Origin of the sequence: Plesiomonas sp. (genome assembly GCF_051652165.1) — a bacterium.
GTDB lineage: Bacteria > Pseudomonadota > Gammaproteobacteria > Enterobacterales > CAMTGL01 > Plesiomonas.
The window spans coordinates 1-20178 of sequence record NZ_JBOFTR010000012.1; the positions used below are offsets into that span (position 1 = coordinate 1).

Annotated in this window: 17 protein-coding genes and 1 riboswitch; of the genes, 10 read left to right on the plus strand and 7 right to left on the minus strand. The window is 47.0% G+C overall.

Annotated features, from left to right (window positions below):
* Positions 1–301: hypothetical protein (locus ACRC53_RS07885; RefSeq protein WP_438642932.1), on the plus strand; the 301-nt coding region annotated here is incomplete at its 5' end.
* A gap of 299 nt (positions 302–600) precedes the next feature.
* On the opposite strand, the gene potE is transcribed toward ACRC53_RS07885, so the two are convergent.
* On the minus strand, positions 601–1920 hold the full coding sequence (gene potE, locus ACRC53_RS07890; RefSeq protein ID WP_438642933.1) for a putrescine-ornithine antiporter: 1320 nt from the start codon (positions 1918–1920) through the stop codon (positions 601–603).
* A 1226-nt stretch (positions 1921–3146) separates the two neighbouring features.
* Here potE and adiA point away from each other — a divergent pair.
* Positions 3147–5417 carry an arginine decarboxylase gene (gene adiA, locus ACRC53_RS07895; protein ID WP_438642934.1) on the plus strand — a complete coding sequence of 757 codons (2271 nt, stop codon included), beginning with the start codon at positions 3147–3149 and terminating at the stop codon, positions 5415–5417.
* Positions 5418–5596: 179 nt separating this feature from the next.
* Here the strand turns inward: adiA and glyS are convergent, their stop codons facing one another.
* Positions 5597–7666, minus strand: coding sequence for a glycine--tRNA ligase subunit beta (gene glyS, locus ACRC53_RS07900; protein WP_438642935.1), 2070 nt, complete (start codon positions 7664–7666; stop codon positions 5597–5599).
* A 2-nt stretch (positions 7667–7668) separates the two neighbouring features.
* A complete protein-coding gene (glyQ, locus tag ACRC53_RS07905) occupies positions 7669–8586 on the minus strand; it encodes a glycine--tRNA ligase subunit alpha (protein ID WP_438621810.1) in 918 nt (305 codons plus the stop codon).
* A 141-nt stretch (positions 8587–8727) separates the two neighbouring features.
* On the opposite strand from glyQ, the gene ACRC53_RS07910 reads away from it, so the two are divergent.
* From ACRC53_RS07910 to ACRC53_RS07920, 3 genes are all read left to right on the plus strand, one after another.
* Positions 8728–9288, plus strand: coding sequence for a DNA-3-methyladenine glycosylase I (locus ACRC53_RS07910; RefSeq protein ID WP_438642936.1), 561 nt, complete (start codon positions 8728–8730; stop codon positions 9286–9288).
* Positions 9289–9467: 179 nt separating this feature from the next.
* Positions 9468–9670: riboswitch (yybP-ykoY riboswitch) on the plus strand.
* 18 nt (positions 9671–9688) lie between these two features.
* Positions 9689–10237, plus strand: coding sequence for a TMEM165/GDT1 family protein (locus tag ACRC53_RS07915; protein WP_438642937.1), 549 nt, complete (start codon positions 9689–9691; stop codon positions 10235–10237).
* Positions 10238–10447: 210 nt separating this feature from the next.
* A complete protein-coding gene (locus tag ACRC53_RS07920) occupies positions 10448–11113 on the plus strand; it encodes an OmpA family lipoprotein (protein WP_438642938.1) in 666 nt (221 codons plus the stop codon).
* Positions 11114–11185: 72 nt separating this feature from the next.
* Here ACRC53_RS07920 and ACRC53_RS07925 read toward each other — a convergent pair whose 3' ends face one another.
* Complete coding sequence (locus tag ACRC53_RS07925) at positions 11186–11536, minus strand: RidA family protein (protein WP_438642939.1); 351 nt, start codon at positions 11534–11536, stop codon at positions 11186–11188.
* Between the two features lie 30 nt (positions 11537–11566).
* Complete coding sequence (gene tusA, locus ACRC53_RS07930) at positions 11567–11824, minus strand: sulfurtransferase TusA (protein ID WP_438621815.1); 258 nt, start codon at positions 11822–11824, stop codon at positions 11567–11569.
* 228 nt (positions 11825–12052) lie between these two features.
* Between tusA and ACRC53_RS07935 the strand changes: the two genes are divergently transcribed.
* On the plus strand, positions 12053–12229 hold the full coding sequence (locus ACRC53_RS07935) for a hypothetical protein (protein WP_438621816.1): 177 nt from the start codon (positions 12053–12055) through the stop codon (positions 12227–12229).
* Positions 12230–12360: 131 nt separating this feature from the next.
* Here the strand turns inward: ACRC53_RS07935 and fadA are convergent, their stop codons facing one another.
* Together fadA and fadB are read right to left on the minus strand one after the other, a co-directional pair.
* The gene (fadA, locus tag ACRC53_RS07940) at positions 12361–13524 is read right to left on the minus strand and encodes an acetyl-CoA C-acyltransferase FadA (RefSeq protein WP_438642940.1); all 1164 of its coding nucleotides are present in this window, start codon (positions 13522–13524) and stop codon (positions 12361–12363) included.
* A gap of 13 nt (positions 13525–13537) precedes the next feature.
* Positions 13538–15709, minus strand: a complete 2172-nt coding sequence (fadB, locus tag ACRC53_RS07945) for a fatty acid oxidation complex subunit alpha FadB (protein ID WP_438642941.1) — start codon at positions 15707–15709, stop codon at positions 13538–13540.
* A gap of 260 nt (positions 15710–15969) precedes the next feature.
* On the opposite strand from fadB, the gene pepQ reads away from it, so the two are divergent.
* The 4 genes from pepQ to hemG are packed head-to-tail and all read left to right on the plus strand — an operon-like array spanning position 15970 to position 19959.
* Positions 15970–17280 (plus strand): Xaa-Pro dipeptidase, encoded by a 1311-nt coding sequence (pepQ, locus tag ACRC53_RS07950; protein WP_438642942.1) that lies wholly within the window; start codon positions 15970–15972, stop codon positions 17278–17280.
* Positions 17281–17316: 36 nt separating this feature from the next.
* Entirely contained in the window at positions 17317–17931 is a 615-nt protein-coding gene (locus ACRC53_RS07955) for an IMPACT family protein (protein WP_438642943.1), read from the plus strand.
* A 34-nt stretch (positions 17932–17965) separates the two neighbouring features.
* Positions 17966–19420, plus strand: a complete 1455-nt coding sequence (trkH, locus tag ACRC53_RS07960) for a Trk system potassium transporter TrkH (RefSeq protein ID WP_438642944.1) — start codon at positions 17966–17968, stop codon at positions 19418–19420.
* Between the two features lie 2 nt (positions 19421–19422).
* Positions 19423–19959 (plus strand): menaquinone-dependent protoporphyrinogen IX dehydrogenase, encoded by a 537-nt coding sequence (gene hemG, locus ACRC53_RS07965; protein ID WP_438642945.1) that lies wholly within the window; start codon positions 19423–19425, stop codon positions 19957–19959.
* Positions 19960–20178: the final 219 nt, after the last annotated feature.

Sequence of the window (20178 nt, forward strand, 5' to 3'; positions counted from 1 at the left end):
GCTACTGCTACTGCTACTGCTACTGCTACTGCTACTGCTACTGCTACTGCTACTGCTACTGCTACTGCTACTGCTACTGCTACTGCTACTGCTACTGCTACTGCTACTGCTACTGCTACTGCTACTGCTACTGCTATTGCTATTGCTATTCCTTTTTTCGAAAATCGTGGGATTAGCTGTTTTTGAGCTCTTTTTCTTGGATTGTCTAAATGGGGTTAATTATCATTGTGTGACGATAAAAGAGTCAGGAGTCGGTAATAAGCGGATGTTATATGCTCTTATTTTCGTTAATACTATATAGGCAGGTTATATGCACATTGGGTGTGCTTAAGTCTGTATTTAGCGTTGTGTTTTTACTTTGTGTGGTGAAGTTTCTTATTACTCACAGACAAAAAACAAGCATTACGCTCTATGACGGTAATTTTACACAATAAAAAAGCCCTATCTAATAAAGATAAGGCTTTTTTTAAATTTCACACTTTACATTGTATTCAAAAAGCAGTGCCTTTTAAAGGCTTGGCACGTGCTATCAATGTTAAGTTTGCTGTGGTGTGACATCTTGGTATTGTCACACCACTTAAGCAAGAGATCGAATATGGATTAGTTGCTTGGGTTTACTGAAACATCACGTGCTGCGATGAAACCGTAGAAGATGTAACCAAACAGAGTAATGATTGAACCACCAAATACTGCGTTAGCACCACACGCATACACACCGTAGATACTGTAAACTACTGCGATAGTACCGACAGTTGCGCCGATTTTGTACTGGCTTTGGGTAACTTTGTTTTTACGCAACAGAACTTCCAAACCAGTCATAGACAGGATATATGGAACCATGTTGATAAATACAGCCAGGTTTAGCAGCGCATTGAACTGGCTGATAAGATCTGGAGAGATAGTCATACATGCTAACAGCAGTTCTAAAGCCAGCATAATCAGCATACCTGCAACAGGTGCGCCTGCTGAGTTAATTTTGCTGAAAATCTGTGGGAACAGTTTAGAGTCTGATGCTGCTTTAGATACTTGAGCATTGGTGAACTGCCAACCGAGCAGAGAACCCACACACGCAATAACAGCCAGTGCAGTAACAATTTTACCTGCCATTGGGCTGAACATCATTGAGAATACTAAACCAAACGGTGCATCTGATGCTGCCAGAACTTGGTTTGGTACGATACCTTGGATAACTGCTGTTGATGCAATATAAACGATAGCCGCAAATGCAGTACCAAACAGGCAAGCAAGTGGTACGTTACGCTCTGGGTTTTCTACTGCACCAGAGTTAGCACCAGCAGATTCAATACCCAGGAAAGCCCACAGAGTCAGAGCGATACCAGAAGAGATTGCACTGCTAGTACCCATATTGTGTGGGTTCCATGCTTCAGCAAAGATTTTTGGATCAAACCAGAACCAGCCAATGATTGACAGGCCAGCAACCGGAAGAATAATACCCCAAACAGTAAAGCCAGAGATTTGACCGGTAATTTTTGGACCAGCAAAGTTAGCTACTGTGGTGATGATCAAAATAGCAACAACACCGACAAAAGTGTTAATAGGCGCTAAACCTAACCATGGGAAGAATGGTTTGAGGTAGCCAACACAAGATACCGCGATTGCTACAGCACTGATAACTAAGCAAACATAATAGGTATAAGAGGCAATGAAGAATGATGATTTACCGTGAGCTTCTTCTGAATACGCTGACATACCGCCATCACGCTTACAAAATGCACCACACTTTGCAAAGGTATAAGCAATACACATTGCACCGACTGCAGTTACAAGCCATGCAAGCAGTGAGATAGCACCTGTTTGTGCTAAACTGGCTGGTAGCATGATGATACCGGAACCCATCATATTAACGGCAACAAGTACGGTTAGACCGACGAGCCCCATTTTTTTCGATTCTGTAGCCATGAATTGTATCTCCGAAAAGGGATTATTCTTTTAATTTTGAAAAATTGATTGATTAGACATTGTTATATGCTAACTGGAAATAAAAGCGTGTCTGCTTTCACTTCACTTCTCTGTTTAACACGGTATTAGTTGACTATTTGCCAGTAATAGGCAACAAGTTATCAATAACAACTCTTATTATTAAGATTTGTTATTGACTAATAATGAGTATACAGATGCGCTTTTATTTCCAGTGTGCTTATGGAATAACCGCCATAAAGGTGTTTGGTTTACCCAATGTCTGCTATTCATAAACGAAGTGGAATAAATAATACAATGACTAATAGGTGCGCTACATCTTACTTTTGCGCGGTAAACATTATTGCAGATAGGGGGAAAGGTCAATTTGAGTTCAATAAAAAAAAGCAGCAATACGTAACCTTGTATGTCTATATTGAACTGTTGCATTGCGTTTAAGTTATTGAATTTAATAAATATTATTTATGTAGGGTTTTCGCTGCATGTATATATTGATTGCTAAGTGTGTTTTGTGTGTCTTGATTTGTGAGTAATTCAGATGAGCTGTATCAATTGGTTTCTAGATGTATTTGAATTTAAATAAAAGTAATTCAATAATTCTATTTGTTTCTATTTATTTCAGTTTAATATTAACCTTATAATGCTTGATGTATATCAACGAAATACATACTCATTAGATTGCATTAATTCTAATAATTAGGCTATAGCAATGGCGTTATTTAATGCGTATGTATTTTATTATTCATTAATTTGTGTGGGTTGTCACTTGCTCTTGGTTTTTTTTGAATAGTTATGTTCTGCTTTTGTTTTTGTATTCCATTATTTTGCGTTTGTAATGTTTTGAAATACTAGTTAATAGCAATAAATATATTTTAGACTTAATATCTAAACCAGTTAGGTAACACTAGCTTGAATGTGAATTATTAAAAACATTCTATTTATTGATATACAATAAATTGATATGCAGTAAATTGCTTGGTTTAAACTACTTGTTATGTATTAACGTATTTTAATCAGTATTGTTTTTACCTTGCGTGTTATCGGTTTTGAAATGTATTCAGGTTGGCTCTGTTTTTATACTGATTCAATCTGAATACATTATAAAACTTTAATTTGCAGTTTATAACCGTACCTGAAGTTGTAGCTTAGTGCTTGCTTCTGACAACACGATAAGCTGTGTGGCGTACATTTTAATGATAGGTTTATCTATGTGTGATAAAAAATACCTGATCGTAGGAAACAGCGCTGTTACCAATCTTCCTTTAGAAGAAGCGATTGAGCGTATTGTTTCTTCTCTGACCAGCAAGGGTGAAGTAATCCAATTTGCACACTCTTATGAAAATGCAACTAACTATGCAACCTCAAATGCAGCAGTAGATTGTGTGATGGCAGAGTGGGTTCCTTCTGAAGCTGAAGCTATCATTAGCTTCCTGAAGCAACTGCGTATTCGTCATGAAAAAGCACCTGTATTCCTACTGGTAAGCTCACGTAGTGACAACAAAGCAGTAACTGCTGAAGTGATGAATCTGGTATCTGAAACCTTCATGATCCTGGATGACACCACTGATTTCATCGTAGGCCGTCTGCAAGCTGCAGTAGCACGTTACGAAAAAGCTATCATGCCTCCTCTGATGGCAGCAATGATGGAGTACGCGAAAGAGAAAGAGTACTCTTGGTCTGCGCCAGGTCACCAAGGTGGTATCGGTTTCTGTAAGACTCCTGTTGGCCGTAAATTCTTTGATTTCTACGGTGAAAACATTTTCCGTACAGATATGGGTATTGAACGTGCTTCTTTAGGTTCAATGCTGGACCACACCGGTGCTTTCGGTGAAAGTGAGAAGTATATCGCACGTGTATTTGGTGCTGACCGTTCTTACTCTCTGGTTGTAGGTACTTCTGGTGCTAACCGTACTATCTTCCAAGCATGCTGCTCTGAAGATGATATCGCGATCTGTGACCGTAACAGCCACAAATCTATCGAACAAGGTCTGATGCTGACTGGTGTTGCACCGGTTTACATGACACCTACTCGTAACGCGTACGGCATCATTGGCCCAATCCCTAAGAAGCAGATGTTGCCTGAAGCGATTAAAGCGAAAATTGCTGAAAGCAAATTCGCAAGCGCAGCGCCACATCAGCGTCCTTCTTACAGCGTAGTTACTAACTGTACTTATGATGGTTTGATCTATAACGGTGATACCATTCAAGAGCTGTTGGGTCAGAGCACCGACCGTATTCACTATGATGAAGCATGGTTTGGTTACTCTCGCTTTAACCCTATCTACAAGAGTTTCCACGCAATGCGTGGTGATAAAGAAGCGCACGGTAAAGATCAACCAACTATCTTTGCTACCCACTCTACGCACAAACTGCTGAACGCATTGTCTCAGGCATCTTATATTCACATGCGTGAAGGCCGTGGCAACATCAAGCCAGAGCAGTTTAGCCAAGCGTATATGATGCACGCAACAACATCACCACTGTACTCTATTGCTGCGTCTAACGACGTTGCAGCAGCGATGATGGATGGTCAGCAAGGTATCAACCTGACTTCTGAAGTTGTGACTGAAGCGGTTGAGTTCCGTCAAGCAGTAGCGCGCTCTTTCCACGATGCTGAGAAGAATAACGATTGGTTCTTCAAGCCTTGGAACGCAGAAACTGTTGTTGACCCAGCAAGCGGCAAGTCTTATGACTTCGCACAAGCACCGGTTGAGTTGTTGAGCACTGAGCAATCTTGCTGGAAACTGAACCCAGGTGATGAGTGGCATGGTTTTGCTGACTTAGATGAAAACTGGGTAATGTTAGATCCAGTTAAAGTAAGCTTGCTTACTCCAGGTCTGAACAAAGACGGTTCTCTGCAAGAGAACGGTGTTCCAGCAGCACTGGTAACAGCTTACCTGTCTAGCGTAGGTATCGTTCCAACTCGTACTACTGACTTCCAAGTTATGTTCCTGTTCTCTATGGGCGTAACTAAAGGTAAGTGGGTAACCTTGATGAACAGCCTGATGGCGTTCAAAAAGCATTACGATGCGAATACACCACTGGAAGAAGTGTTGCCAAATCTGGTTGCATCTGCACCAGCAGTATATGCAGGTCTGGGTATGCGCGATCTGGGCGACAAGATGATCGACTTCCTGAAAACGCACAACCCAAGCGTGAAGTTGAACCAAGCTTACTCAACACTGCCACAAATGGATATGCTGCCACGTAAAGCATATGGCCAATTGGTTGCTGATAATGTTGAGCTAGTATCGGTTAATAACTTAGCTGGCCGTACTGCCGCGAACTCTGTGATCCCTTATCCACCAGGTATCCCAATGCTGATGTCTGGCGAGAACTTCGGCGACAATAACAGCCCACAAATTGGTTACCTGAAAGCGTTACAAGCATGGGATGCAACTTTCCCAGGTTTCGAACACGAAACTGAAGGTGCTGAGAAAGAAGACGGCGTATACCATGTAATGTGTGTGAAAAAATAATTCATACTCAAATAAGCATGTAAAATAAGAAATCCCCAGCGATAAGCTGGGGATTTTTTTATCTGTAATATATCGATTGAATAAAAAAGCCCCATCAAGAGGCTCTATGACGGGGCTTTTATTCTGACTGAGTTAGAGCCTTTCTATGCATATTTTTTATGCACAGACATGGTGATTACTTATTGCAATACAGAGATATCCGCAATTTGCAGGAACAGGTTACGTAGTGTGCTGAGTAGGGTCAGGCGATTATTACGCAGTGCGGTATCATCGGCCATTACCATCACGGTATCAAAGAATGTATCAACCGGCTCACGCAGTGCGGCCAGCTCGGTCAGGGCTTCCTGATAACGGCCTTCAGCAAACAGCGGTTGCAGTGTAGCTGACAGCGCAATTACCTGCTCAGCCAGTGCTTTTTCAGCCGGTTCGGTCAGCAGTGCGCTGTTGATAGCGGCTGGAAGCTCGCCATCAACTTTGGCCAGAATGTTGGATACCCGCTTATTCGCGGCCGCCAGCGCAATGGCTGCATCAAGGCTACGGAAGTGGGATACCGCTTTTACCCGCGCATCAAAATCTGCCGGACGGGTCGGGCGGCGAGCCAATACAGCCTGAATCACATCGACGCCAAAACCTTCATCTTGGTACCAAGCACGGAAACGGCCAAGCATAAAGTCGACAACATCGTTGACGGTATTGGCGTTGCTGATTTTGTCTCCGTACAGGCGGACTGCTTCTTCGGTCAGCGTTTGCAGATCAAGTGGCAACTGCTTTTCAACGATGATCCGCAGTGCACCTAAGGCTGCACGGCGCAGGGCAAACGGGTCTTTATCGCCTTTCGGATGTTGCCCAATACCGAAAATACCGGCCAGCGTATCCATTTTGTCGGCCAGCGCGACAGCGCAGGCAACCAGAGACGATGGCAGAGCATCACCGGCAAAGCGCGGCATATACTGCTCGTTTAAGGCAACGGCAACATCTTCAGCTTCACCGTCGTGACGGGCGTAGTGCATACCCATCACGCCTTGGGTGTCGGTAAATTCAAACACCATGTTGGTCATCAGATCGCACTTTGACAATAAACCGGCACGGCGGGCATGTTCGGTGTTGGCCCCGATTTGCTCGGCGATAAAGCCAGCCATTTGCTCAATACGATCAGTTTTATCACGCAGTGTACCGAGTTGTTGCTGGAACAGTACGGTTTGCAGGCGCGGCAGGCGATCGGCCAGTGTATGTTTGAGGTCAGTCTTGAAGAAGAACTCGGCATCAGACAGACGCGGACGCACCACTTTCTCGTTACCGCTGATGATCTGTTGTGGGTCTTTCGATTCAATGTTGGTCACAAAGATGAAGTGTGGCAGTAATTTGCCCTCTTTGCTGTAGACCGGGAAGTATTTCTGGTCACCTTTCATGGTGTAAACCAGTGCTTCAGCCGGAACAGCAAGGAATTTTTCTTCAAATGTGGCGGTCAGTACTACTGGCCACTCGACCAGTGAGGTGACCTCTTCCACTAAGCTGTCTGAAAGATCTGCGATACCACCGAGTTGCTCGGCCGCTTTTTGTGCATCAGCCAAAATAATGGCTTTACGAGTTTGGTAATCCGCAATCACTTTTCCGCGGGTTTCGAGCACTTGTGGGTACTGGTCAGCATTTTCCAGCGTGAACTGTGCTTCGCCCATGAAGCGGTGACCGCGTACGGTGCGGCCAGAGGTTACGCCTAAAATCTCACCGGCCACCAGCTCATCACCCAAAAGTAGGGTAACAGTGTGAACTGGGCGGATAAAAGAGATGCTCTTATCTGCCCAGCGCATCGGTTTTGGCATCGGCAGTTTTGCCAGTGCGCTGGCAACCATATCACCGAGTAATTCATTCGCAGGGCGACCCGCTACAACAGCACGGTGCAGCAACCATTCACCTTTTTCGGTGACCATACGCTCGGCTTGTTCAACGGTGATCCCACAACCTTGTGCCCAGCCTTGGGCGGCTTTGGTTGGTTGCCCATTGGTATCAAAGGCTTGAGCAATGGCTGGGCCACGCTTTTCAATGGATTGATCAGGCTGCGCTTTTTGTAGATTAGCCACCTTCAGGGCTAAACGGCGCGGGGCGGCAAACCAACTGACCGCACCGTGGCCTAAGTTGGCTTTATCCAGCTCGGCGGTGAAGTTGTCAGCAAAGGCTTGTGCCAGTGCGCGCAAAGATTTCGGTGGTAACTCTTCGGTACCGATTTCAACTAAAAATGTTGCTTGGCTCATGATTATTTCGCCCCTTCACGGTGACACATCGGGAAACCGAGGGCTTCGCGGGATGCGTAATAGGCTTCTGCCACGGCTTTGGTCAGTGTACGAATGCGTAGAATATAACGCTGACGCTCTGTCACTGAAATAGCTTTGCGGGCATCAAGCAAGTTGAAGGTGTGCGCTGCTTTGAGGATGCGCTCATAGGCAGGCAGAGGCAGCGGTTTTTCCAGATTCAGCAGATGCAGTGCTTCTTTCTCATACTGTTCAAAGCAGGTGAACAGGAAATCAACATCGGCGTGTTCGAAGTTGTAGGTAGATTGCTCAACTTCATTCTGGTGGAAAACGTCACCGTAGGTGGTTTTACCCAGAGGGCCATCGCTCCAGACCAGATCGTAGACGCTATCTACGCCCTGAATGTACATGGCCAGACGCTCAAGGCCGTAGGTAATTTCACCGGTAACGGGTTTGCACTCCATACCGCCGACTTGCTGGAAGTAAGTAAACTGAGTGACTTCCATACCGTTGAGCCAGATTTCCCAGCCCAAACCCCATGCACCGAGAGTCGGGTTTTCCCAGTTGTCTTCCACAAAGCGGATATCATGCACCAGAGGATCAAGACCCAGCGCCTTGAGTGAGCCTAAATACAGCTCTTGGATATTCTCAGGAGAGGGCTTGATGATGACCTGAAACTGGTAGTAGTGTTGCAGGCGGTTAGGGTTCTCACCGTAACGACCATCGGTCGGGCGGCGTGAAGGCTGCACGTAAGCGGCGGCAATCGGCTCAGGACCGAGTGCGCGTAGGCAGGTCATCGGGTGCGATGTACCGGCGCCCACTTCCATATCTAAAGGTTGCACGATAGTGCAGCCTTGCTGTGCCCAGTAGTCCTGCAGTGTCAGGATCAGGCCTTGAAAGGTTTTAGTATCGAACTTCTGCATAATGGATTGCAAATTCGGTCTTGTTAGGATAGAGGCGTTTAGTATAGCGTTTGCGTACCCGATATAGAAAGCACTGATATGGAAACAAACCGGCTACAGGTAAAAGCGCGATAGGCGGCACATCAAACTTAAGGAGCTACCATGCAACGTTGTCAGTGGGTCAGTGCTGATCTGGAATATCAGGATTACCATGATACGGAGTGGGGTGTGCCTTGTTATGACAGTCGGGCGCTGTTTGAGCTGCTCTGCCTTGAGGGGCAACAAGCAGGATTGTCGTGGATCACGGTACTGAAAAAGCGTGCGCACTATCGGGCCTGTTTTTATCAGTTTGATCCGCAACAGATGGCGGCCATGTCAGAAGAGCATATCGCACTATTGTTGACCGACCGTGGGCTGATTCGTCATCGCCTGAAATTACAGGCGTTGGTAAAAAATGCGCAGGCATATCTGGCAATGCAGCAACGTGGCGAGGATTTTTCTGCATTTATTTGGTCATTTGTCGGCGGCGTTGTACGGTATTTACAGTCAGACTCTTGTGCTGATATGCCTACCGAGAGTGCCGAGTCAAATGCGATGAGTCGGGCGTTGAGAAAGCGTGGATTTACGTTTGTTGGCCCAACCCTTTGTTATGCGTTTATGCAAGCAGCGGGGTTAGTCAATGATCACCAGCAATGCTGTGATTGGCATCACACACTGGTGTGAGTGTATCCGTGGCATTTATCTTACACAGTGCAAACTGTATTGTGGATGAGTTGAGTGATAACCGCGTGAGTCTATCTACGTGTCAGTGCGAGTGAAGTGTTGTGATACCCTTGTTTCTTGTCAGTGAAATGCGTAAAATCCTCCTACTTTCATACGAGAGGATCTCCTCGTATGAAACTCCTTCTGTCATGGGGGAGTAGTCTTTTGTATCTTAGCACTTGTTTGAGTGCGCCGTTTTGATACAGAGCTGTCGTCAACAAACTTGCCCGAAGGGCATGGCGGCAGCAGCCTCGCTCCATTGAGGTTGACGAGACCTATGGCTAACGACTGTAACCGCAGGGGCGGGGGCAGCGTTATGCCATATGTTTACGTTGGTCCTCGCCCCTTGTGAGTATATGTCGTGTCAATAATTGCTACTTCTTTTGCTTCCGTAGCGTTAGCGGAAATGGGCGATAGAACCCAACTGCTGACGTTATTACTGGTGGCACGTTTCCATAAACCGTGGGCTATTCTTGCTGCTATTATCACCGCCACCTTATTAAACCACTTTTTAGCTGCTTGGATTGGGGTTGAGATTGCCGGTTATATTACCCCTGAGATTATGCGTTGGGTGGTAGGCATTGGTTTTTTACTGATGGCCGGTTGGATCTTAATTCCTGATAAAGATAATGGTGAGGTTAAAGGTGGACACCCATTCTGGACCTCATTGGTTATTTTCTTTATCGCTGAAATTGGGGATAAAACCCAAATTGCTACCACATTACTAAGTGCGCGTTATGACAGTGTTATACTGGTCTTGATCGGCTCAACACTCGGTATGGTAGCGGCAAATGCGCCGATGCTATGGTTTGGTGAGCGTTTAAATCCGTATATGAAGTCAGCATGGGGACACCGTGCAGCAGCGTTGGTATTTGCTGGATTAGGTGTGGCTTCATTGTTGATTTTGTAATCAGCCTTGCAGTAAATACGTAATCGAATATGTCTAAACCCTGTCAAACGCTAGGTTGATGGGGTTTCTTGCATTAAATGGGTTGCGAAATGCAGGGTGAATTGCTGGAATACGCACGATGAAGTAGGGTGCAAGGTTCTTAGGAGTCGGTGTTGCTCTTATTCTGCGCAGTGATTGGCGCTGTTAATGGATTTTTTAGGTATTTTTTATATGAACAAACGTGTAACGAGTTTAATCGGCGCGCTGTGTGTATCTGTTGCGTTATCGGGTTGTACCACCATTAACCCATACACCAATGAGCAACAAACAGCGAAAAGTACAACCGGATCTTTATTAGGTGCGGCTGCAGGTGCGCTAATTGGTGTGGCCTCTTCTTCGAAAAAAGATCGCGGCAAAGGTGCACTGATTGGTGCCGCAGCCGGTGCTGCACTGGGTGGTGGTATTGGTTACTACATGGATGTGCAAGAAGCGAAGTTGCGTCAGCAATTAGAAGGCACAGGAGTGAGCGTAACGCGTGATGGTAATAACATTGTGCTAAATATGCCAAATAATGTGACCTTTGATACCAACAGTACCAGCTTAAAACCTGCAGGCATCAACACCCTAAGTGGTGTGGCAATGATCCTCAAAGAGTATGAAAAAACACTGGTTAACGTAGTTGGTTATACCGACAGTACCGGTAAGCGTGCATACAACATGCAGTTGTCTGAGCGTCGTGCACAATCTGTTGCATCAAGCCTGATTGCACAAGGTGTTTCTGGTGCGCGTTTACGTACTTATGGTGCAGGCCCAGATAATCCCGTTGCATCAAACAGCAGCGAAAGTGGCCGTGCACAGAACCGCCGTGTAGAGATTACTCTAAGCCCAATTAACTAAGTTATTGGGTTTTAGCGCGTAAAAAAAATGCCGGCATATTTTGTCGGCATTTTTTATGGTGCAGGCAGATACTTAGCAAGTTGCAGCCGTTAGTTGGATCTCAACTTTATATTCGGCATGTGCCAAACGTGCCTGTACACAGGCGCGCACAGGCGCGGTATCACGAGGTAGCCACGTATCCCAGACTGCATTAAACGCAGCAATATCCTGAATATCTTGCAGATAAATAGTGGCCATCAGAATGTGTGCTTTGCTTGATCCTGCTTGTAGCAAAAGTTGCTCAAGGCTGTTTAGCACTTCAAGGCTTTGCTGGTGGATATCAGCATCAAGCGTAACGGGCACTTCAACCACATACACAGTGCCATTGTGGATCACAAGATCTGACCAGCGGGTGGTGGTGCCAATACGTTCAATAGTACTCATGCTCTGTTCAGCCTTTTGTGATAAAAAAGTCTATTCGCCTTGTTTGCGGATTAAATACCGGTACGGCAGTACATCGGTATCAGCCTGTAGTAGCTGGTGATCCATAAAACGGCAAAAGCTCGGAATATCGCGAGTTGTTGCCGGATCATCGGCAATAATCAGCAGCGTTTGCCCAGTTTGCATAGTGCGGATGGTTTTGCGCACCATCATCACCGGTTCAGGGCAGCGTAAACCTAGGGCATTGAGTGTGTTATCGGGGTGCTCAAAATCAGAGCTTGGGGTTGTCATACCGCCTCTTTTATACAGCCATCATTCACAGCCACGGTAGGCTGTCATTGTCGTGCGGGGGAAGTCACACCGTGCTCGCGTGCCGCCCGTTTAGATAAACTAGTTTAATGATGAATTTCGCACTCTCCAACCGTTGTTCGAAAAAAATCCGCAAACTGTTAGCTGTGCAATTGCATAAACGGCAATACCCGCTAGGGTAAAGTGATCAACGGTAAAAAGAGGGCGTGGATGATGTTTACTTATCATGATCGGCTGGCTTTGTATGGCGCACTCGGGTTTATTGCCGTCTGCACGCTCTTACTGCAACTGGTGGAAAATCAGTTTCAACTGTTGTCACTTGCCGCGCTAGCACTGCCGATTATCGGTGTGGGGCTAGAGCAGGTGCGCCGCTGGAATATTCAGTAAGCTTTTTAAGCTACTGACTTCTCTGCTACATCGGTTATTTGATAAAACTCTTGGCAATAAAAAAACCGCTCTTGCAGATCAACAGCGGTTTTTTTGTGGGATAGAAGCCATCCGCAAGGTATGAGGGAAAATTAAACCCGCTCAAACACCGTCGCAATACCCTGACCTAAACCAATACACATAGTAGCCAGCCCAAATTGTGCATCTTTGGCCTCCATTAAATTGATCAGCGTAGTTGAAATTCGTGCCCCTGAGCAGCCTAGCGGATGGCCAAGCGCGATTGCTCCGCCGTTGAGGTTGACCTTATCGTCCATCACCGGTAGTAGCCCCAAATCTTTGGCGCATGGCAAGCTTTGGGCAGCAAATGCCTCATTAAGCTCAATCACCCCCATATCACCGATGTGTAGCCCCGCGCGTTGCAGGGCTTTCTGGGTCGCCGGTACTGGGCCGTATCCCATAATTGAGGGATCACAACCTGCCACCGCCATCGCTTTCACGCGGGCGCGGATAGGCAAGCCTAGCTCACGAGCCTTACTTTCACTCATCATCAGCATTGCAGCAGCACCGTCTGACAGTGCCGAGGATGAACCGGCTGTCACCGTACCATTAACCGGATCAAAGGCTGGACGCAGCGCTGCCAGTGATTGGACCGTGGTTTCGGGTCGGATAACCTCATCATAATCGAACAGTTTCATTACCCCGTCGGCATCGTGGCCGGCCAGCGGCGCGATTTCTGCCTTAAAGCGCCCCTCTAATGTTGCCTGATGTGCCAATTGGTGTGATCGGGCGGCAAATTCATCTTGCATCTCTCGGCTGATACCATGAATTTTCCCGAGCATCTCGGCAGTTAACCCCATCATACCGGCTGCTTTAGCAACCGACTTTGAAAGCCCTGGATGAAAATCAACCCCATGCGACATCGGAACATGGCCCATATGCTCAACGCCGCCAATCAGAAACACCTCACCATCACCGACCATAATGGCACGCGCGGCATCGTGAATTGCTTGCATCGATGATCCGCACAAACGGTTAACAGTAACGGCCCCAACGGTATGCGGAATACCCGCCAGTAGCGCAGCATTACGGGCAATATTGAACCCTTGCTCTAGCGTTTGCTGCACACAGCCCCAGTAGATATCCTCGATACTGTTTGGATTGAGTTGCGGATTACGTGCCAGCAGGCTGCGCATTAAGTGCGCCGAGAGATCTTCGGCACGAACATGACGAAATGCTCCGCCTTTTGAACGGCCCATCGGGGTACGCAGGCAGTCAACAATAACAACGTTGTTCATGAATTTTTCTCCGTTAGGCCTGCGGCAGGCTGTGGCGTGGATAGTAAGTGTCATTGGTGGCCGCTTTCTCGCGCAGACCTGCAGGCACCTGATACAGCGCACCAAGTTCAGCAAGTGAGTCGGCCAGCGCCACATAATTGCGGCTGCCAAGGCTATCAAGGTAACGGCATGCCCCGCCACGGAACGGAGGGAAACCTAAACCGTAAACCAATGCCATGTCTGCTTCGGCAGGGCTGGCGATAATCCCCTCTTCCAAGCAACGGATCACCTCGTTAATCATCGGGATCATCAGTCGGGCGATAATCTGGTCAGCAGTAAAATCACGCGCTTTTGCACACACCGGAGCCAGCAGTGTTGCGGTTACTGCATCGGCCACTTTTTTCGGTTTTCCCTTGGCATCTTGGCTGTATAAATAGAACCCTTTACCGCTTTTTTGCCCGAAGCGCTGCTCGGTAAACATCACATCAACAGCATCACGGTAATCTTTACTCATGCGTTGCGGGAAGCCAGCGGCCATCACTGCTTGGGCGTGGTGCGCGGTATCCATACCCACCACATCGAGCAGATAAGCAGGGCCCATCGGCCACCCGAACTGTTTTTCCATCACCTTATCGATTTGCTGGAAATCAGCGCCATCGCGTAGCAGCAGGCTGAATCCAGCAAAATAGGGGAACAATACACGGTTCACGAAAAAGCCAGGGCAGTCATTGACCACAATCGGGGATTTGCCCATTTTGGCGGCATACGCCACCACACGGTTGATGGTCTCATCTGAGGTTTTTGCGCCCCGAATAATTTCAACCAGCGGCATACGATGAACCGGATTAAAAAAGTGCATCCCACAAAAGTTTTGCGGGCGTTGCAGGGCAGCGGCCAAGGTATTGATCGGAATAGTCGAGGTATTTGACGCTAAAATGGCCTCTTCACGGATTAAAGACTCCACCTCGCACAGTACGGCTTGTTTGATTTTTGGATTTTCAACCACGGCCTCGACAATAATATCGCTGCGGTCAATACCGTCATAACGCAGGCTCGGCGTAATCGATGCCAGCGTTTTGGCCATGCTTAGGCCACTGATTTTTCCACGCTCAAGCTGCTTATCCAGCAACTTCGCCGCTTCGTTCATACCCAGCTCAAGTGATTTTTCACTGATATCCTTCATCAGTACCGGAACGCCTTTGAGCGCCGACTGATAAGCAATACCACCGCCCATAATACCCGCGCCCAATACTGCCGCATGTTCAGTCGGCTTACCGGATTTGGCGGCTTTGCGGGCCTGCCCCTTGATCTGTTGTTCGCTCAAAAACAGCCCGACCAGTGATTTAGCTACTTCAGAGTGCGCCAGCGGAATAAAGTGGCGAGTCTCAATTTGCAACGCCTCGGCACGGGTACAGCGGGCTGCCGCTTCCACCGCGCATACTGCTGCCATCGGTGCCGGATAGTGTTTACCGGCAACTTGAGCAACCACCGCTTTGGCAGTGCTAAAGCTCATCGCCGCTTCGGTGCGATTAAGGGGTAACGGTTGTAACTTTACTGCGCGTCTAGCCTGCCAGTTGAGTCGGCCACTGATCGCCTCTTCCAGCATACTCAGCGCCGCAGCATGCAGTTTTTCCGGTGCGACGACCGCATCAAGCATACCGATTTTCAGTGCTTCTTCGGCCCGCAACTCTTTCCCTGCGGTAATAAGCTCAAGTGCACTGTCTGCACCAATTAAGCGTGGTAAACGTACTGAGCCGCCAAAGCCAGGCATGATCCCCAGTTTTGTTTCTGGCAGACCCACGCGCGCATTGCTGTCGCCAACTCGCAAATCGGTCGCCAGCACGCACTCAAACCCGCCGCCTAGCGCAAACCCGTTAATGGCACACACGGTCGGTACTGGCAGGTCTTCCAACTGATTGAAAATCGCATTGGCACGATCAAGCCACCCGTGCAGCTCATCGGCACTCAGTGTGAATAATCCCAAAAACTCCGTAATATCGGCCCCAACAATAAATGCCTCTTTTGCTGAGGTCAGCAATAGCCCACGCAGAGTCGGCAGTGAATGCAAGATCGCCATCGCCTCACTGAGATTATTGAGCGTGTGGCGATCAAATTTATTCACTGCGCCAGATTGTGCGGAAAATTGTAATTCAGCAATACCCTCGTTTAGCCAGCGAAGGGACAAGGTTGGGCTATGATAAAGCATGGTTCTACGCTCCTGAGCCGGTGTGATATTTGCGGAAGTGATGACGAGTCGTCGCTCTCTATGATGCAGTGTGCGAGCAATTTAACAATATTTCAACACGCATTTAAAACATTTGTTTAATTTTTTATTAACAAAGAGGTGAAACGATTCATATCACTTTTTCGGTAGAGAACCGCTTGTATATCAAGGAGCGGCGATAAACCGAGAGGCTGTGATACTATGCAGTATCTAGTCATTGATGAATAACGAAGGGGCACTCTATGGAACAGGCTTACCGCGCGCACATTACTGAATTGCAATTACGTACTCGAACCGTATTAGAGCGTCATCAGTTGCGCGGGCTTCTTATCCACTCTGGCGAACCTATTTACGCTTTTTTGGATGACAACACCTATCCATTTCGGGTTAACCCCCACTTTAATGCTTGGGTACCTGTAACAAATGTTGCGCATAGCTGGTTATTAGTTGACGGTGATAATAAGCCGCAACTGTTCTTTTACTCACCAGTAGACTACTGGCATAGTGTTGAGCCATTACCAACCGCTTTTTGGACAGAAGAGGTTGAGCTGATTGCACTGCATCAGCCAGAAGATATCCTGCAATATTTGCCGCAAGAGCGTAGCCATTTAGCCTATATTGGTGCCAGTGAGCAAAAAGCTGCTGATATGGGAATTGGGCACATCAATCCAACCGCGATTTTGAATTTCTTTCACTATCACCGTGCCTTTAAAACCGATTATGAGCTGCACTGTATGCGGGAAGCACAAAAAATTGCCATTACTGGACACCGTGCAGCTCACGATGCATTTATGGCCAATATGAGCGAGTTTGATATTAATCTCGCGTATTTGGCCGCTACCGGTCAGAGTGACAGTTATGTGCCATACAACAACATCGTGGCATTAAACCAAAACAGTGCCGTACTGCATTACACAACCTTGGCACAAAAAATACCAGCACGTTCAGAGAGCTTTTTACTGGATGCAGGAGCATCATATAACGGCTATGCTGCTGATATCACTCGCACCTATGCGCGCGAGCAAAATGACTTTGCTGCACTGATTAGCGATATGCAGCAGCAGCAGCAAGCATTAATTGCCAGCATCCAACCTGGTATGTGCTACACAGATTTGCACATTCAAATGCATCAGCGCATCGCAAGTGTGTTGCGTCAACATGATATTATCCGTATGAGTGAAGACGCTATGATGGCAGAAGGTGTCACTCGCCCCTTCCTGCCACATGGTTTAGGCCACCTTCTTGGTCTGCAAGTGCATGATGTTGGTGGGTTTATGCAAGATGAACAGGGCACTCACCTTGCTGCACCAGCCGAGTATCCGGCTCTGCGCTGTACTCGGCAGCTTGAACCGCGCATGGTACTGACCATTGAACCGGGCCTCTATTTTATTGACTCGCTGCTCGAGCCATGGAAACAGCACCCGCTGGCTGCCAACTTCAATTGGGCGAAAATCGATCAATTGCGCCCTTTTGGGGGGATTCGGATTGAAGATAATATTGTGATTACCGAACAGGGTATTGAAAACCTCACCCGTGATCTCACACTCAATTAACCCTATTTTATTTTTTATTGATGGCGCAGTACTTTTATGGCGCATTATCCTATTCCTGCTCAAACTGCCGTGTTTGAAGAGGAGATAAAAAAAAGCCGCTTTATAACGCTATTAGCACATACTGCAGGGGTGGATGCAGCCAAATACTTCGTGAGTCAGGTCAAAGCCGAGCATCCACAAGCTCGGCATCATTGCTGGGCTTTTGTTGCTGGCAACCCACATGACTCACAACAATTAGGCTTCTCTGATGATGGTGAGCCTGCAGGTACAGCAGGCAAACCAATTTTGAACTGTTTGCTTGGCAGTGGTATAGGTGAGATCACCGCCGTTGTTGTGCGGTATTACGGCGGAGTAAAACTAGGCACTGGTGGATTAGTGAGAGCATACGGGAATGGCACTCAACAGGCACTCAAGATATTGATTAAAAAAGAGAAAGTTGAGCGTCAATATTACCGTGTCGAGTGTGACTATGCATTACTGAGTACCATTGAAAATATATTATCTGATTATCAAGGCGAAAAAATAGAGAGCACATTTGCAGAATATGTCACCTTAATACTTGCTCTGCCAAGTGAGAATGCCGCAACTGTTGCCGCTATACTTAACGATCGCTCTCGTGGTGGCGCTATATTTCAGGCATGGCCTAGATAATTGCACTTCATTTCGCTCAAAGGATTGCTGTTACATGCAGTTGCGCTCGATTACTCGCATTGTCGGTATGCTCATTATGTTGTTCTCTGTCACTATGTGCATTCCAGCATTGGTGGCACTGCTGTATCGCGATGGTGCAGGTACTGCGTTTAGCAAAACATTTATCGCTGCACTAAGTCTTGGTGCACTGTTATGGTTTCCGCACCGCCACCATAAACATGATCTCAAATCACGTGATGGCTTCATCATCGTTGTCTTATTTTGGACAGTACTTGGCAGTGTTGGCGCGCTACCCTTTATTTTTGCTACTGAACTGCCTATCTCACTGACTGATGCCTTCTTTGAGTCTTTTTCTGGTCTGACGACCACCGGTGCAACCGTCATTGTTGGGCTAGATACCCTGCCCAAAGCCCTGTTGTTTTACCGACAAATGCTGCAATGGCTTGGTGGTATGGGGATTATTGTCCTTGCCGTGGCCATTTTGCCATTATTAGGCGTGGGGGGAATGCAACTGTATCGTGCCGAAATGCCAGGGCCACAAAAAGATCATAAAATGCGCCCCCGTATTGCAGAAACAGCCAAAACACTCTGGCTTATTTACGTTTCGCTTACTGTTGCGTGCGCCCTCGCTTTTTGGGGGGCTGGAATGACCATTTTTGATGCCATTAGCCATAGCTTTTCCACTATCGCCATTGGGGGATTCTCTACCCATGATGCCAGTATAGGGTACTTTAATAGCCCACTTATTAACGTCATTACTGCTGTTTTTCTCATTATCGCCGGTTGTAACTTTGCCCTGCACTTCTCCGCTCTTACCAGTCGTACCCCGTGGCGAAACTATTGGCGAGATCCAGAGTGCCGCTTCTTTTTATTTGTACAACTGAGTCTAACACTACTCTGTTTTTGGGTTCTGCTCGAACAAGATATCTATGAGAGCGCAGGGTTAGCACTGGATAACGCCTTCTTTCAAGTTGTCTCTATCAGCACTACAGCCGGCTTTTCTACCGCCAGCTTTGCCGATTGGCCCTCTTTTTTACCTATATTGCTACTGTTTTCCTCCTTTATTGGCGGTTGTGCCGGATCAACTGGCGGTGGTTTAAAAGTAATCCGTATCCTCCTTCTTTACTTACAAGGGAATCGTGAACTAAAACGGCTGGTACACCCAAATGCGGTCTATACCATTAAACTGAGCCGTCGAGCGTTACCAGAGCATATTATTGAAGGTGTATGGGGGTTCTTTTCTGCTTATGCACTGGTTTTTATCCTTTGTATGATAGCAGTTATCGCGACCGGCGTTGATGAACTCACCGCCTTTTCCGCTGTCGTGGCCAGTCTTAACAACCTTGGTCCTGGGCTTGGGCTTGTTGCACCGCACTTTGCTGATTTGAATACCAGCGCCAAATGGATATTGATCGTCGCCATGTTATTTGGTCGACTGGAAGTCTTTACCCTACTGGTCCTATTCACCCCTACTTTCTGGAAGAGCTGATCATGGCCGATACCTTGTTACTGCTGTACTCTAGTACTGACGGACAAACCCAACGCATCATGGCGAACATCGCCGCTACACTCAGCCCTGCATCGGTAGAGCTGCGTGATATCCAGCAACCCTTCACACCACAGTGGGATAACTACCGCGCAGTCCTGATAGGGGCCTCCATCCGTTACGGGCACTTTAATCCTGCTGTCGAACAATTTATCGGGCAACACCAACAAACACTCAACGTTCGGCCTAGCGCGTTTTTTGGGGTTAACCTCACAGCCCGTAAAGAGGGTAAAAACACACCGGAAACTAATGCCTATATAAAGAAGTTCCTACAACGCTCCCCGTGGAAGCCGAAACTGGCCGCCGTTTTTGCCGGTGCACTCTACTACCCACGTTATAAATGGTTTGACCGCATCATGATCCAACTCATTATGCGCATTACTGGCGGAGAAACCGACACAAGCAAAGAAATTGAATACACCAATTGGGATAAAGTGAAAGAATTCGCTCAACAATTCAGCGAATTAGCGCGCTTAAAATAGCAAAACAGCCTTTTTTCATGGAAAATGATTAAAAATGACGCGAACGCGTTATTTTTTTATATTATCCCTTGCACCAAACGCAAAACCCCCTATAATGCGACCCCACTGACACGGCAACCGTGATGCAAATCACTGAATGCTAACAGTAAAGAATAAAACGCTTTTAAGGGATGTGAAAAACAAACCTTGACAGCTAAAGGGAAATGCGGAATAATGCGC

What these genes read in the sequence shown, in the direction of transcription:
- trkH (WP_438642944.1), top strand. Translation starts at nt 17,966, where the DNA reads ATGCAGTTGCGCTCGATTACTCGCATTGTCGGTATGCTCATTATGTTG.
- glyQ (WP_438621810.1), bottom strand. Translation starts at nt 8,586, where the DNA reads ATGCAGAAGTTCGATACTAAAACCTTTCAAGGCCTGATCCTGACACTG.
- fadA (WP_438642940.1), bottom strand. Translation starts at nt 13,524, where the DNA reads ATGAACAACGTTGTTATTGTTGACTGCCTGCGTACCCCGATGGGCCGT.
- hemG (WP_438642945.1), top strand. Translation starts at nt 19,423, where the DNA reads ATGGCCGATACCTTGTTACTGCTGTACTCTAGTACTGACGGACAAACC.
- ACRC53_RS07955 (WP_438642943.1), top strand. Translation starts at nt 17,317, where the DNA reads ATGGCGCATTATCCTATTCCTGCTCAAACTGCCGTGTTTGAAGAGGAG.
- fadB (WP_438642941.1), bottom strand. Translation starts at nt 15,709, where the DNA reads ATGCTTTATCATAGCCCAACCTTGTCCCTTCGCTGGCTAAACGAGGGT.
- potE (WP_438642933.1), bottom strand. Translation starts at nt 1,920, where the DNA reads ATGGCTACAGAATCGAAAAAAATGGGGCTCGTCGGTCTAACCGTACTT.
- glyS (WP_438642935.1), bottom strand. Translation starts at nt 7,666, where the DNA reads ATGAGCCAAGCAACATTTTTAGTTGAAATCGGTACCGAAGAGTTACCA.
- ACRC53_RS07925 (WP_438642939.1), bottom strand. Translation starts at nt 11,536, where the DNA reads ATGAGTACTATTGAACGTATTGGCACCACCACCCGCTGGTCAGATCTT.
- adiA (WP_438642934.1), top strand. Translation starts at nt 3,147, where the DNA reads ATGTGTGATAAAAAATACCTGATCGTAGGAAACAGCGCTGTTACCAAT.
- tusA (WP_438621815.1), bottom strand. Translation starts at nt 11,824, where the DNA reads ATGACAACCCCAAGCTCTGATTTTGAGCACCCCGATAACACACTCAAT.
- ACRC53_RS07935 (WP_438621816.1), top strand. Translation starts at nt 12,053, where the DNA reads ATGATGTTTACTTATCATGATCGGCTGGCTTTGTATGGCGCACTCGGG.
- pepQ (WP_438642942.1), top strand. Translation starts at nt 15,970, where the DNA reads ATGGAACAGGCTTACCGCGCGCACATTACTGAATTGCAATTACGTACT.
- ACRC53_RS07910 (WP_438642936.1), top strand. Translation starts at nt 8,728, where the DNA reads ATGCAACGTTGTCAGTGGGTCAGTGCTGATCTGGAATATCAGGATTAC.
- ACRC53_RS07920 (WP_438642938.1), top strand. Translation starts at nt 10,448, where the DNA reads ATGAACAAACGTGTAACGAGTTTAATCGGCGCGCTGTGTGTATCTGTT.